Here is a 14,234-nt window from a genome sequence, read left to right as displayed (position 1 = left end):
GTCATGCAGCTTTCGGAGCTCGCCGGGCGGCGGGTCGCGGTGTGGGGCACGGGCCGCGAGGGCATCGCCGCGCTCGAGGCGATCGCCCCCGTCGGCCCGTCCTCCCTCGTCGTCGTGCAGGACAAGACCACGTTCCTGGCCACGAAGTGGGAGGGCCGCCTGGCCGGGCTCGCCGAGCTGCACGAGGGCGAGGCGATGGCCGCCGCCCTGGACGGCGTCGAGGTGCTGGTGCGCTCCCCTGGGGTCGGCGAGTCCAACCCCTGGATCCAGGAGCTGCGCCGCCGGGGCGTCTCCATCACCGGCGGTACCGCGCTGTGGATGGCCGGCCACGCCAAGCAGACGATCGGCGTGACCGGCAGCAAGGGCAAGAGCACCACCACGACGCTGATCTCGCACCTGCTCACCGGGACCGGCCGCCCGAACGAGCTCGGCGGCAACATCGGCATCGCCGTGCTCTCCCTGCCGCCCGCCGAGCGCTACGTGCTCGAGCTGTCCATGTACCAGTGCGCCGACCTGCAGGACTCCCCGCGCGTCGCGGTGGTCACGTCGCTGTTCGAGGAGCACCTGGACTGGACCCGCGACGGCCGCCCGTCGCAGTACTACGCCCACAAGCTCAACATCGCCGAGCACGGCCCCGAGGCGGTCGTCTACAACGCCGCCGACCCGACCCTGTCGGCGGAGCTGGCCGCCCGCCCCGGCCTCCCGCTGATCCCCGCCAACACCGAAGCGTCCTTCCACGTCGCCGACGGCTGGGTCACGCTCGGCGGCGAGCGCCTCTTCGAGCGCGACGCGTTCCCCCTCCGCGGCACCCACAACGCCGGCAACCTGTGCGTGGCCCTCGCCGCCCTGCAGGCCTACGGCATCGACGTCGCCGCCGAACGCGCCGCGATCGAGGCCGCGGTCCGCTCCTACACGCCGCTGCCGCACCGCCTGACCCCGATCCCGGACCCGACGGGCGTCGAGTTCGTGAATGACTCCCTCTCGACGGCCCCGCAGACCACCATCCACGCCATCGAGGCCTACGCCGGCCGCCCCCTGGCCGTCATCGTCGGCGGCCAGGACCGCGGCATCGACTACACCCCGCTGCGCGACTACCTGCGCGACAAGGCCGTCCCTCTCACCCTCATCGCCGTCCCCGACAGCGGCTCCCACATCCTCGACGTGGTCGGCGACCTGCCGGGCGTCTCCCGCGTGGTCGCCGACGACCTTCCCGACGCCGTGGCCCGCTCCCGCGCCCTGATCCCGCCGGCTGGCGTGGTCCTGCTCTCGCCAGCCGCCCCGAGCTACGGCCGCTACGACAACTACGAGGCCCGCGCCAACGCCTTCATCGCCGCCATCGAGGCCACCCGCCCCTGACCCCGCCGGTCTCCCAGCACGGCGCCTCGGGGCGGGAGTGGCCCTGATCCCGGCCAGCTTCGCTACATCGGCGCCTTCCGGTGAGGCCCTGACCCTGGCTGCGGCTCGCTACACGGGCGCCTCCAGGCGGGGGTCGCCTGAGGCCCTGACCCTGGCTGCGGCTCGCTACACGGGCGCCTCCAGGCGGGGGTCGCCCGGCAGCCAGGAGGCCTCGGCGAGGGCGCGGCCGGCCGCGTCCGCGTACGTCGCCGCGGCCAGCCACGCCCGCGCGAACGCGGTGCCGTCGTCGTCGCCCAGCCGCCCGAACGCGTCCCGCGGCCGGTCCGCCGCGGCCCCGATCAGGCCGTCGAGCAGGGCGGCGCCGGTGTCGAGGCGGGCCGCCCGCAGCCGGTCGGCATCCGAGGGTCCGCGCCCGTTCGGGAACGCGAGCATGACCCGGCCGCCGGCCATGGTGCGCTCGATCTGCGCGGTGAGCCGGTGCAGCGCCGGGTCGCTCACCGCGGGCCGCCACCCTTCCTCCGCGATGTCCCCGGGCGCCGCCGTCTCCTCCTCCTCCCCGGCGTCGCCCGCCGGCAGCTCCTCCTCCGCGTCGGTCTCCCCGAGGACGGACGGCTGGGGGAGCTGGCTGCGGTGGAGGCGGTCGAAGGCGAGGTCGGCATGCCCGCCGTGCGGTGCGGGCAGGTGCCATCCGGTCCCCTCCGGCGGCGCGACCGCCAGCGGCAGCACCGTGCCCGGGCGCCCCGGGTCCGGCCGGGCGATCACCAGCATCTCGAGCCCCTCGGCCCGGCCGAGCACCCGCAGGTTGTCGCGGTACCCCAGCGCCGGGTGGTCGACCGCCACCCGCAGCAGCAGCGGCATCCCGTCCGCGTCCCGGGCCAGCACCGCGTCGCCGTCGGTGCCGGCCACCGTGACCCGCAGGAACAGCAGGTCGGCGCCGGCCGGCCGGTCGTTCACCGGCACGGCCAGGGCCTCGAACGCCCGGTGCACCTGCTCGGCGACCGGCTCCGCCCACAGCCCCGCCAGGGGTTCCTCGTGCCAGCCGGCCCCGGCGGCGGTGACCGCCCGGACCCCCTTGCCGGCCCCGAGCTGCCGCCCGCCGGTCGCGGTCGCCCCGGTCACGACCAGCCCGGCCCGGGTCAGCCCGCGGTGCGTGAGCGCCGTCTCGCCCATCGCGAGCGTGGCACCCCCGGCCCGGGCGGCCCGCCGCGCGTCCCCGGGCATGATGTCGGCGACCATCCACAGCCGCCCCTGCCGATCGGCCGCGTACGTCACCACCCCCGCGTGCCCCGTCCCGGCGAGCACCGCGGTCGTGCACAGCCCGAAGAGCCGCAGGCTCCCGGCGAGGTGGTACTGCCGCCGCGCCGTGCCCACCAGCCCCTCCGCGACCGGGCCCCCGTCGCCGGCCATCAGCCGGTGCGTGACCGTGAGCAGCTCGCGCAGCGCCTCGCCGAGGTCGGCCAGCCGGTAGTGCGGATCCCCGGCCCGCCCGGCCTGCAGCAGCGTGGCCACGACCCGCGCCGCGGCCGCCGCCCGGTACATCTTGCCCGCCTGCGCCTCGTGCGCCGCCCGCAGCAGGGCCGCCCGCGCGACGGTCCCCGAGCCGCTGACCCCGCCCGCGAGCACCCCGCAGGCCGCCCGCCACAGCTGCGCCACCGCCGCCCGTTGCTGCGCGGTGAGCACGACGGCGCCCTCCTCCGGCACCGCCCCCTCGGCACCGTCCACCCGCCCGGCCTCGCCCGGGTGCCCAGCTCGCGCCTCGCCCGAGTGCCCGGCTTGCGTTCCGTCCGCGTGCCCGGCTCGCACCCCGTCCCCGTGCCCAGCTCGCGCCTCACCTGCGTGCCCAGCTCGCGCCTCACCTGCGTGCCCAGCTCGCGCCTCACCTGCGTGCCCAGCTTGCGCCTCGCCCGCGTCACCAGGTTGCGTCCCGCCCGTGCCGCCGGGCACGCCGCCCGCTCGGCCGGTAGCAGCGCCACTCGGCCGTGCCGCGTCCGTCTCGTCGGCCGCGCCCATGCCGCCCGCACCCGCGTCGGCTGTCGCGCCTGCGCCGCCGTCACCTTCCGCGGGCGCCGGGCTCGAACCGTCCACAGTGGACGCCAGGGCTGGGTCCTCCGCGGCGGGGTCGTGGATCGGGGCCAGGGACAGCACGGCGGCGCGGTGCAGGCAGTTCGGCGCCAGCAGGCAGGTGCAGGTGACCGCCTCCGCGGCGCGAACCACGCCGCCGGTCGTCGTCAGGGTCACCGTCGTGGCGTCGTCGACCGCGACCGTGTGGCGGTCGCCGTCGTGCTCCACCGGGCGGCCGGCGAGCCTGGCCGCGGCGTCGTCCAGCTTCTTGCGCAGGCGGGCGGGCAGCGAGTCGACTGCGGCCAGCAGTACTGTCGTCTCGATCGGCGGCAGCGTCGGGCTCATGATCGCACCTTCTCCGCGACCCAGCGGGCCAGCTCCAGGGGGCTCACCGCGGCCACCGGCATCCCGGCCGCCACGAGCTGCGAGGCGATCGGCACCGAGTACCGCGGGCGCCCCGCGTCGTCCAGGCTCGCGCACCCGAGCACGGTCACGCCCGACTCGACGAGCGCGCGCGTCTCGGCGAGGAGGCCGCTGAGGGGGTACCCCTCCTCGAAATCGCTGACGAGCACCACAAGGGTCCGCGTCGGTACCGTGACCAGGCTCCGCGCGTGCCGCAGCCCCTTGGCGATGTGGGTGCCGCCGCCGACCCGGACCTCCAGCAGCAGGCCCAGCGGGTCGCCGACCCGGTCGGTGAGGTCCACGACCTCCGTGGAGAACGCCACGAAGTGTGTCGTCAGGGCCGGCACCCCGGCCAGGATCGCGCTGGTCAGCGCCGACCAGATCACCGACGCCTCCATCGACCCGGACACGTCCACGACCAGCACGAGCCGCCAGTCGACCCCGCGCCGCGCCCGGGTCCGGAACACCGGGCGCTCCGGGATGACCTGCACCCGTCCGTCCTCGCCCCGTCGCGTGGTCGTGAGGTTGGCCCGCAGCGTGCGCGCCAGGTCGAGGCGTCCGCCCGGCCGGTACGTCGGGCGCGGCGTGGTGATCCCGGCCAGCGCCGGCCGCAGCCGCGTGGCCAGCCGCCGGGTCAGCTCGTCGACGATGCGCGCCACGAGCGGCCGCAGCCGCGCCATCGCGCTCTCGGGCAGGCCGCCGGCCAGCGAGAGCACCGTCTGCAGCAGCTCCACCGAGGGGTTGACCTTGCCCGGATCGAGCAGGAGCACGGCGTCGCGCCGCCCGGCCTCGGCCGCCCGGGCCAGGACCTCCTCGCGGATGCCGGTGCCGAACAGCGCGGACAGCTCCTCGGCCCACTCCCGCACTCCGGGGAAGGGCGCCTCCCGCCCGGCCCGCCCACCGGCATCGGCCGCGGCCCCTTCGCCGCTGCCGGCCCCGTACAGCTCGTCCAGCGCCGCCGCGTACCGCCGTGCCAGCCCACCCAGCTGCCGCTCCTGCCGTCCGAGCAGCAACCGCCACCGATCGATGACCCCGAGCGCGCGCCCGTCGTCCTCCTCGGCGGCGGCGAACCCCGCGGATTCCGGGTCGGCCGCGGGTGCCGGAGCCGCCGCGGGATCGGCCGCGGGCGGAGCCGGGTTGGGCAGGACGCCCAGGGCCTCGGCGGCGGCCCGGCCGGCGCGGTCGGCCAGCAGGTGGCGCAGCAGCGTCGCCGGGTCGGTGTCGTTCAGGTCGCGGGTGAGGCCGTCGCCGAGGCGGTCCTCGACCACCGCCAGGAGCCGGTCGCGGGCGGCCGGGCTCATCGCCTGGAAGCCGCCGCGCAGGGCCGGCAGGCGCGACAGGAAGGCCGCGTCGGGCAGCGACGAAACCCGGTCGAGCAGGCCGTCGAGGGCGTCCGGGGCGGACTGCAGGAGTGGCTCGGCGGCGGCGAGCAGGCCGCGCAGGTGGCCGAGCAGCCGGCGGCGGGCCTCGTCGGCCTCGGCGGCGTCGATCCACGAGGCCACCCGGCTGCCCAGGTCGGCGGGCGGGCGCAGGGCCAGCATGACCTGGACCGCGGTGGCCGCGGCGGACATCGCCGGGGTGCCCGCGGCGCTCAGGCGCTCCAGCGCGTCGGCCAGCCGCAGGCCCACCCCGGCGGCGTCGGCGCGTCGGCCGAGGGCGACCAGGGCGCGCACGTCGGCGACGTCGTCGGAGCCGGCGAGGCCGTCGACCTGCCGTACCGCAGCGGCCTCCAACGCCTCGCCCAGCGCCGGCAGGTCGGCGATGGAGGCCGCGGCCGGGGCCGGCAGCCCGGGTACGTGCCCGTTGCGGAGGCGGTCGAGCAGGGCCAGGGCCCGCATGAGCTCGTCGAGCGTGGCGCTGGCCGGGACCACCTCGGCCAGTTCCGCCAGGCGCTCGCCGGCCAGGGCGGGCAGCCCGCACTCGGCCGCGGCGGCGAGACCGGCGATGACCTGGGCGGCGGTCGCACCCTCGGCGCCCTCCTCGCGGCGGCGCTGTTCGCGCAGCGCACCCTCGGCGGCCTGGGGCAGGGTCACCCCGCGCAGCCCGGCGACGTCCAGCATCGCCTCGGTGCCCGGCGTCCACTCGACGCTCCAGCGGGTGCTCAGCGCGTCGACGCCGCCGGTGCCCTCGACCGCGGCCGGCTCCGCGTACGGAATCCGGCACGTCGCGAGCTGCCGCAGCGCGACGTCGCGGCGGCGGTCCAGGTCGGAGCGCAGCGGGTCGAGGCGCAGGTCCTTGCGGGCCGGCTGGCCGGGGCCGGGCAGGCGCAGCTCGGTCAGCCGGGCCTCCACCGCCGGGCGCAGGCCCGAGCGGGGCGCGCCGGGGGCGAGCGCGCCGCGGACGTCGCCGACGAGCACCGCCTCCATCGCGGCCGCGACGACCCGGCCGCGGCCGAGCACCTCGCCGTGGGCCAGCACGCTCTGCAGCGCCTCGATCAGCTCACCGCGCCCGGGCGCCGGCAGCCCCCGCAGCCGGGCCAGGTCGGCGGCCAGCCGGTACACCTCGCGGGCCTCGGCCGGCCCGGCCGGATGGCCACCGGCCCGCACCCGCGCGCACACCTCGACGACGCTCGCGAGGGCGGCCGCCTCGACCGCCTCGGGCCGCCCGCCGGCCTCGACCACGGCCTGCTGCCACCGCGGATCCCGAATCCCGGCCGGATATCCGGAGCGGGCGTCGAGCAAGGCGAAGCTGTACGGCACGAGTGACGTCACCACCCCGTCCGCCACGGGATCCGCGGCGGAGGCGGACGAGCCCGCGCCGTCCGGGGCGAGCAGTGCCGCGGCGTGGAACGAGCCGATCACGGCGGCGACGCGGCGGGACCCCGCGGCGGCCAGGCAGCGGCGCATCCACGCCTCGCGGTGCAGGTCGAGCGGGTCGACGCCGGCGCCGGCCGCCGCGTCGGTGCGCATCGCCCAGCCGACCAGCAGGGCGGCGCGGCGGATCGACTCCGGGGTGGAGCCGGGGGCGCGGGCCTCGACGACGCGGTCCCACATGTCTTCGTCGGGGCGGCCGGTCGCGGACCGCTTGAGCGCGTCGCCCAGCGACACCTCGGGGGCGTGGCCGAGGAAGGACCGCGGCTCGTGCCACTCGCGGGCGGCCAGGGGCAGGTCGCAGGGTACGACCTCGACGCCGTTGCGGGCCGCCCAGCGCACCGCGACCAGCTCCGGCGAGAAGTCGGCGAAGGGGTAGAACGCGGGGGCGCCGTCGGTCCCGTGCACCCCGGCGAGGGCGACCGGCGCCCGGGTGTCCGGGGAGGCCAGCCACGGCAGCCAGGAGGCGAACTCGGCGGGGAGCTCCAGCAGGAGTACCTCGGGCCGGAACCCGTCCAGCAGCTCCTCCATGACGGCCGAGAGCGCCGGCGAGTGGTGCCGCACCCCGATGAGAAGCGGCACCGACGAACCGGCCAGCTGATCGAGCGCCGCCCCAGGATCAGGCGTTGAGGACATCGCGCAGCTCCCACAGGTGACGCCACAGCCGGGCGCCTTCCTCGGCGCGGCGGCGCACCGGCCCGTCCCAGTACCCGAGCAGCTTGGCGCCGTCGGAGGGGTCGTCCTTGCAGACCACGCCGCGCAGGTGGGCCGGCAGCAGGGACAGCACGTCGCGGTCGCCGGGGAAGTAGGCGGCGGCCAGGCCCAGGGACGTGGCCACGGCGACGGCCTCGGCGGTGCTCATCACGGTCGACGGGCGCTCGATCTCCCAGCCCTCGACCGAGCGGCCCGCCCGCAGGTCGCGGAACGCGGTGACCAGCGCCTCCAGGACGGCCTCGTCGACCTCGAACGGGGTCTGCGCGCGGGTCAGGGCGGCGCGGGCCTGCCGGGCGACCAGGGCGGTCTCGGCGGCCAGGTCGGGGATCGGGCCCACGGTCTCGAAGTTGAACCGGCGCTTCAGGGCGGCCGACATCTCCGAGACGCCGCGGTCGCGCAGGTTGGCGGTGGCGATGAGGGTGAACCCGGGGGCGGCGTGCACCGTCGCGGCCTCCGTGCCGGCCAGCTCCGGCACGGCGATGCGCCGGTCGGACAGGATCGACACCATCGCGTCCTGCACCTCCGGCAGGCAGCGGGTGATCTCCTCGATGCGGGCCACCCGACCGGCCCGCATCGCGGTCAGCACCGGCGACGGCACCAGGGCCTCCGGGGTCGGGCCGCCGGCCAGCAGGAGGGCGTAGTTCCAGCCGTACCGCAACTGGTCCTCGGTCGTGCCCGCGGTGCCCTGCACGACCAGCTCGCTGGTGCCGCACACGGCCGCGGCCAGCAGCTCCGACAGCATCGACTTGGCCGTGCCGGGCTCGCCGACGAGCAGCAGGCCGCGCTCGCCGGCGAGGGTGACGACGCAGCGCTCGACCAGGGCCCGGTCGCCGACGAACTTGCGGGAGATCTCCAGCTTCGCCGGCACGCCGTCGGGCCGGGCGCCCTTGGGCAGCGCCAGCTGCTCGCCGTCGCTGCCGACGATGAACGTGACGACGGCCCGCGGGATGAGCCGCCAGCCGGGCGGGCGCGCTCCGCCGTCGAACGCGGCCAGGAACGCAAGCTCCGTCGCGTGGGCGTGCTCGGCGGGGTCGACCTGCCGGGGGCTGGTGACGGTGGCGGTCATCGACGGCCTCTCATGACGAAGCGGCAAGAACACGGGGACGGCAGCGGCCGGGAAGCCATCGGTGGCACCCCGTGACGAAGCCGGCGGCGGGCGGGGGAGACGGTCATCGACGCCCCCGGGTGGTGAGCTCCTCGAAGCGCGGGTGGTCGCCGCCCACGACCCGCTGCCAGGCGACGTGGAAGAGGCGAGGCGCGGGGGCGACCGGCACCACCGAGCCCAGCTCCGAGCCGTCCTCGTCCGACCCGACCAGCAGCTGCAGCTTCCAGCGCTCCAGCGGCAGCAGCGGCGCCTTCCAGGCGAGCCACCCGCCGGGCAGGAACAGCGAGCGGCCGGCCCGCGGGCGCTTGGCCTCCACCACCAGGTCGGTGGCGGCGAGCTCGGCCCGGGCCTGCTTCAGCCGGGCCGGCTTCCAGCCCGTCCACTCGGCAACGTTGCGGTCGGTCGGGTCGGGCAGGGCGAGCAGCTGCAGGTACAGCGTGGCCGCGTCCGCGCCCAGGCCGTGGCGCTCGGCCACCGCGGCGACCAGCTCCGGCGCCGACCGGGACGGGTCGTGCGGGGCCTCGGTGTCCACCGGGGCGACCCAGGCGTCCAGCGCCCCGCCGAGGACCGCCCGCAGCGCCACGACGGGGCGGGCCGTCACGTTGATGGTGTCCAGCAGCGCGTCGACCCGCCGGTCGTCCAGCCCGTCCATCCGCGCCGGGCGCACCCGCACCCTGCGGTAGTAGCTGCCCGTCGAGGCGACGAAGAGCCCGGCGTCGAGCTGGTGTTCGGTGGTCTGCACCGGCAGGCCGAGCGCGGCGACGGCCTCGGCCAGCTCCTCCTCGTTGGCGCCGCCGACCGGCAGCTCGAAGGCGGGGTCGAGGGCCAGCGCCCGGACGAGCTCCAGCACCCGGGGCAGGCTCTTGCGCAGCGGGTCGCCGGCCGGCAGCCGCCGGGCCAGCCAGGGCAGGCCACGGGCGATGGTGACGAGCAGGTCGTCGGCGTCGATCCCGGGGACCGGGCCCTGCAGCCAGCGGCAGGTGTCGGGGTTGCTCAGGCCGTGCAGGAACTCCGACGCGGACAGGTCGCAGGGCACGCCGGCCCGCCGGCAGTCGACGATCAGGTCGTCGTCGACCGGGGTGCGCACGCCCACCTGCTCGGCCCACCAGGCGGCGAAGCGGGCCACGTCGGGGCCGTCCGCCCACAGCTGCGCCGGGTCGGCCGGCATCAGCCGCTGGTGGGCCGCGTTCAAGGTGTCCCGCGACCACTGCCGCAGCCGATCCTGGGCGGCCTCGATGGCCTGCTCCGAGACGGACGCGGCGGCCGGGGTGAAGTCCTCGGGCCGGCCGGCCTTCCAGCGGCGCCCCTCGGTGGCGCCGGACAGCAGCACCGTGGCCTCGGCGAGGCTGATGCCCGCCGCGGCCGACAGCGCCCGGACCGTGTCGGGGCGCAGCAGCCCGGCCGGGCCGCCGTGGGCCCGCCCGGCGGCGACGAACGCGGCCACCGCGGCCCCGTCGACGCCGCGCCGGTCGTAGTTGTGCTCGACGGACACGCCGTGCCCGGGCACCGGGCCGAAGACGCCGTCGGCGGCGTGCTCGAGGGCGGCGGCCCCGCCCCTGCCGGGGTCGAGCTGGAAGACCAGCATCCGGCGGGCCTCGCCGGTGGCCACCACCTGCCCGACGGCGACCTGCGGCTGGCCGGTGTCGGAGGTCAGCAGCAGCCGGCGGCTGCGCGCCTCGCCATCGATCAGGCCCGAGCCGGCCAGCACGTCGAGCAGGGTGAGGAGGGTCTCGCGGTGCTCGGCCGAGGTGGTCGGCGCGGCGGCCCGCAGCATGATCGCCGGGACCGCGCCGAGCAGGTCATACCAGTCCAGGTCGACGCCGGGCAGCCAGGCCTCCATCGGCGCGCGCGGCGCCCCGCCGGTGACCGCTGCACCGACGTCGGTGAAGACCTTCTCCCACTCGCGGCCGTGGCCGTGGCAGTGCGGGATCAGCCCCTGGACGGCCTCGTTCATCTGCGAGTCGGTGGGCAGGTGGGAGCCGGGGTCGTCGACCTGCGCCGCCGGGGCCGCCTGTATCGCCTCGGTCTCGCCGACCAGCCGGGCCAGGCGCAGCACCGCCCGGGCGGCGTGCTTGGCCACCCCGGCGACGCCGGCGAGCAGCGCCGGGTCGCCGATGCCGGGCAGGGCCGCCCGCACCGCGGCGCGCACCTCGTCGTCGGTGAAGACGACCTTGGCGTCGGGGCGCTGCGCGTCGTTGCCCGGCCGGGCGAGCGCCGAGACGGCGGCCAGCAGCGCGCCGGCCGGCTCGTCGGCGAAGGCGCGCAGGGCCAGCGAGCCGGCCTCGTCGCGCGGGCGCAGCAGGTGCCAGAACGCCGGCGGCGCGACGAACGCGGTGCCCTCGGCGAACGCCCCGGGCCTCAGGTCGTTGGCGGCGACGGTGGCCAGGCGCAGCCCGTCGGCGGTCTGCAGGTGGACCAAGGTCTCCCGCCAGTTGTTCTCGACGACCATGCCGTGCGCTGTGCCGGCCCCGGGGAAGCGGATCGCGCCGATGAGCGTGCCGAGCCGGGTGGAGCCGGCGGGCAGCGTGAACGAGCGCCCGTCGACCCCCTCGCCGGCCTGGCCGTCCCCGTTGTTGCGCACGCGCCAGCCGACGAGCCCGTCGCGCTGCCCGAGCGGACTGTGGGCCATCGCCGGCGTGGCGGGCAGCAGCCGGCACTCCCAATGCAGCAGCGGTTGCCCGTCGACCGCGCCTTCCTCGAAGAAGCCCGGCATCGACGCGCGGCCGCGCTGCCCGGTCGCCGGGTCGTACTCCACCCACTTGTACTCGAAGTCGGACCCCTGCACGAGCACCCAGTAGTGCCGCCCGTCGGTGCTCACCATGCCGACCTCCTGGGCCTGCCGGTCGCCGGGGAACAGCGGCCGGCCGCCGGCGCTGCGCCCGCCGCCGGGCAGGGCGACGGAGCGCTCGCCGACCTCGTGGACGCCGTCCTCGTCGCCGGTGAAGACGTCGTCGGGGGCGCCGGACCAGTAGCCGGCCCGGCCGTTCTGGTCGTGCCAGACGACCATGAGCTGGCCGTCGACGAACCGCACCGCCTCCCGCCAGGTCTGTGTCTGCGACGGGATGCGCAGCGTGTGCTCCAGCACCGTCGCGTCGTCGCCGAGCACCACGACCCGCTCGTCCCAGCGCACCACCAGGTGCGGCCATTGCGCCGTCGTCTGCGGGGAGCCGGTGCGCCGGTCGGCCCGTAGCGCCGCCATCGCGGCCTCCAGCGCCGGCCAGCCGAACTCGTCGATCACCCCGGCCCGCAGCGTGCGGCCGAACACCGGGCCGAGGTCGAGCGCGCCGATGCGGGCGATCGCCTCCGGGTTGACCGCGAGGCCGGCCGGGCAGGCGATCAGCGTGAGCCGGTCGAGCTCGTCCTCGAACGTGGTGAGGCCCTGCCCGGTGAAGCGCTCGGCGAGCTGGTCGAGCCACCAGTGCAGCGTGGAGCGCAGGCCCGGCACGGCCACCACCCGGCCGACCCGGTCCATGGCGACCTGGGCCTGGTGGGCGCCGTACCACGTCTTGAGGTACGACTCGATGCTGTTGGCGATGAGGGGCCGCAGCCGCTCGTGCGCCGCCGCCTCGGCCAGGTCGCGGCGGCCCGCGCACTCGTCGAGGAGCCAGTCACCGACGTCGCAGCGGGAGAAGTCGCCGTCCAGCGGCACGCCGAGGGACAGCATGAGGTCGACGAGGTCGAGGTCGACCCGGCGCCCGGTGCCCAGGTCGACCGGGACGGCGTCGTCCCGCAGCCGCGGGGCCATCCGCTCGGCCAGCCCGTAGAGCTGGGCGTCGCGGTTGCGCCGCCAGCCGCCGCGGCCCCGGTCGGCCCTGCCCAGCCAGCCGGCCGGGCCGTCGGGGGAGGCGGCGCCCGCCTCGACCTCGCCGGCCGGGGCGGTCAACGCCGCCGTGGCGCCGCACTCCTCGAGGATGTCGAGCCAGGTGCCGAAGCCGGCCTCGCGCGGGAACATGCCGAGCAGCTGCCCGCGCACCCGCGGGTCGCGCCGGGCGATGCGGACCAGCGCCGGACGGTACGCCTTCCAGAACCCGCCCGGCGCCCGCAGCAGCGACGGGGCGGCCAGCAGCTCGCTCAGCAGCGTCTCGTCCTCCTCCGCGCCCAGCTTCGCCGCCTTGGCCAGCCGGCCGAGGTCGACGTGCATCTGCGCGTAGGGCGGCATCCCGCCGAGGGTGCGCTCCACGCACAGCCGGCGGAACCGCTCGTAGGCCACGGCGGGCGCGCACCGGGCGGCGAGGTCGCGGGCGTGCTGGGCGAGGGCCTTCGCGGTCAGCGCGCCGGCCAGGGCGAACTCGAGGAACACCGCGTGCTGGCGGTCCTCGTCGATGTCGAGGGCGTAGAGCCGCTCGGCCTCGCGGGCCTTGCCGAACATGCTCGCCGCGTAGGACTGGCTGTCGGCGGCGAGGAACGCGCGGGCCGCCTCCTCGTAGAAGGTGGGCAGGAAGTGCGGCACCGAGCGGGCCAGCCGGTCGCCGAGCTCGTTGAAGCCGTCGCGGGCCGGGCCGATGCGGGAGCGGGCCGTGCGCACCAGCCGCTCGATGTCCTTGACCAGGGCGAGGGCGTGGTGGCCGTTGGCCGGGTCGTGCACGAGGGCCCAGGCCGGGAAGCCCAGCGCCTGCTGGCGCACCATGCCGACCTCGGCGACCGTCCCGGGCGCGCCGAACCCGAGGAACTCCATGGTGAGGTCCTCGGCCTGGCCCAGGGTGCCGGGCACGAGCCGGACCACCCGCCGGTCGCCGAGGACCGGGTGCGCGTACTCGCGCGTGGTCAGCGTGTCGGTGGTGTCCTTCGCGGCCTCGGTCCCGACGGGCAGCACGGCACCGGCATCCAGCAGTTCCTCGACGCTCATGCCTCTTCCCCGTTCTCCTCGACGTTGCGGCCCGCGTAGAGCGCCGCGGCCATGCGCATGCCCTCCGACCAGGCCACCGGTCCCACCTCGGCGAGGGGGATCGAGCGGCCGTCGGGGTGGACGAAGACCAGGTCGCCGGTCTCCGCCTCGTAATAGGGGTCATCGGCCCCGACCCAGCTGCGCGCCTCCAGCCCGCGGCCGTCCTCGAAGACCCGGCAGACCGCGTAGCCGCCGCGCACCGGATAGCCCAGCTGCGCGGAGCGGGCCAGCAGGTGCCGCAGCTCGGCGAAGCGCCCGCCGGCGTAGTCGCGCACGCTGGTCGCGCCCGGCTCCAGGTCGCCGGGCCGGGTCCAGGTCTGGCGGAACAGCTGGTCGACGGACTGCTTGACGCCCAGGTCGGCGGCGAACTCGCGCAGGTCCTCCAGGTCGGGCAGGCGCACCGGGTGCGGCACCGCGACCCGCTCGGCGGGCAGCCGCACCGTGTCGCCGTCGAGGTTGACCACGCCGATGCCCTCCTCGGTGGCGTCGCGCAGGAAGCCGGCCTCGTCCGGGTCGAAGCCGCCGTCGTCGTCGAGGACGGCGACCACCAGGTCGGTCAGCGCGGCCCGCCACGTCTCGTCGGCCCACACCCGGGCCAGCAGCGCCGCCGGCACCGGCAGCGAGCGGATCATCCACAGGTCGATCTGCTCGCGGACCTCGGCCTCGTGCCGGGCCAGCCACTCGGTCAGCTGCCGCAGCCCGGTCACCGCCGGATCGTCGCGCAACGCCGAGGGCAGCGACTTGAGCACCTTGCCCTTCGGGTTGCGACACGCTATACGCCCCGCCTCCAGGGTCACCTCGTAACCACCGGCCGCCGCCAGCCAACCCATCTGACCCGTCCTCCGCTCCACCGCGATCAATCGGATGCGGGGCACAGTAGCGAGGGGGTGCGACATTTTTT

6 protein-coding genes are annotated in these 14,234 nt (G+C 76.8%); 1 reads left to right on the top strand and 5 read right to left on the bottom strand.

From position 1 onward, the window contains the following. Positions 1-3 precede the first annotated feature (3 nt). Positions 4-1,356 (top strand): UDP-N-acetylmuramoyl-L-alanine--D-glutamate ligase, encoded by a 1,353-nt coding sequence (murD, locus tag ABD352_RS31985; RefSeq protein WP_344616241.1) that lies wholly within the window; start codon positions 4-6, stop codon positions 1,354-1,356. Between the two features lie 165 nt (positions 1,357-1,521). Here murD and ABD352_RS31980 read toward each other — a convergent pair whose 3' ends face one another. From ABD352_RS31980 to ABD352_RS31960, 5 genes are all read right to left on the bottom strand, one after another. Continuing rightward, positions 1,522-3,762: a hypothetical protein gene (locus ABD352_RS31980; RefSeq protein WP_344616240.1), complete on the bottom strand. Its 2,241-nt coding sequence runs from the start codon at positions 3,760-3,762 to the stop codon at positions 1,522-1,524. Further along, a complete protein-coding gene (locus ABD352_RS31975; RefSeq protein WP_344616239.1) occupies positions 3,759-7,265 on the bottom strand; it encodes a DUF5682 family protein in 3,507 nt (1,168 codons plus the stop codon). The genes ABD352_RS31980 and ABD352_RS31975 overlap by 4 nt, the downstream gene beginning before the upstream one ends. Next, the gene (locus ABD352_RS31970) at positions 7,249-8,409 is read right to left on the bottom strand and encodes an ATP-binding protein (RefSeq protein WP_344616238.1); all 1,161 of its coding nucleotides are present in this window, start codon (positions 8,407-8,409) and stop codon (positions 7,249-7,251) included. The genes ABD352_RS31975 and ABD352_RS31970 overlap by 17 nt, the downstream gene beginning before the upstream one ends. A 103-nt stretch (positions 8,410-8,512) precedes the next feature. After that, positions 8,513-13,294 (bottom strand): hypothetical protein, encoded by a 4,782-nt coding sequence (locus ABD352_RS31965; protein WP_344616237.1) that lies wholly within the window; start codon positions 13,292-13,294, stop codon positions 8,513-8,515. Beyond that, positions 13,291-14,163 carry a DUF4132 domain-containing protein gene (locus tag ABD352_RS31960; protein ID WP_344616236.1) on the bottom strand — a complete coding sequence of 291 codons (873 nt, stop codon included), beginning with the start codon at positions 14,161-14,163 and terminating at the stop codon, positions 13,291-13,293. Before ABD352_RS31960 ends, ABD352_RS31965 begins: the two co-directional genes overlap by 4 nt. Between the last annotated feature and the right edge of the window lie 71 nt (positions 14,164-14,234).

This window comes from Dactylosporangium salmoneum (assembly GCF_039532525.1).
Classification (GTDB): Bacteria; Actinomycetota; Actinomycetes; order Mycobacteriales; family Micromonosporaceae; genus Dactylosporangium; species Dactylosporangium salmoneum.
Note: the sequence above shows the minus strand (reverse complement) of the source record. Positions and strands in the feature narration are given on the sequence as shown.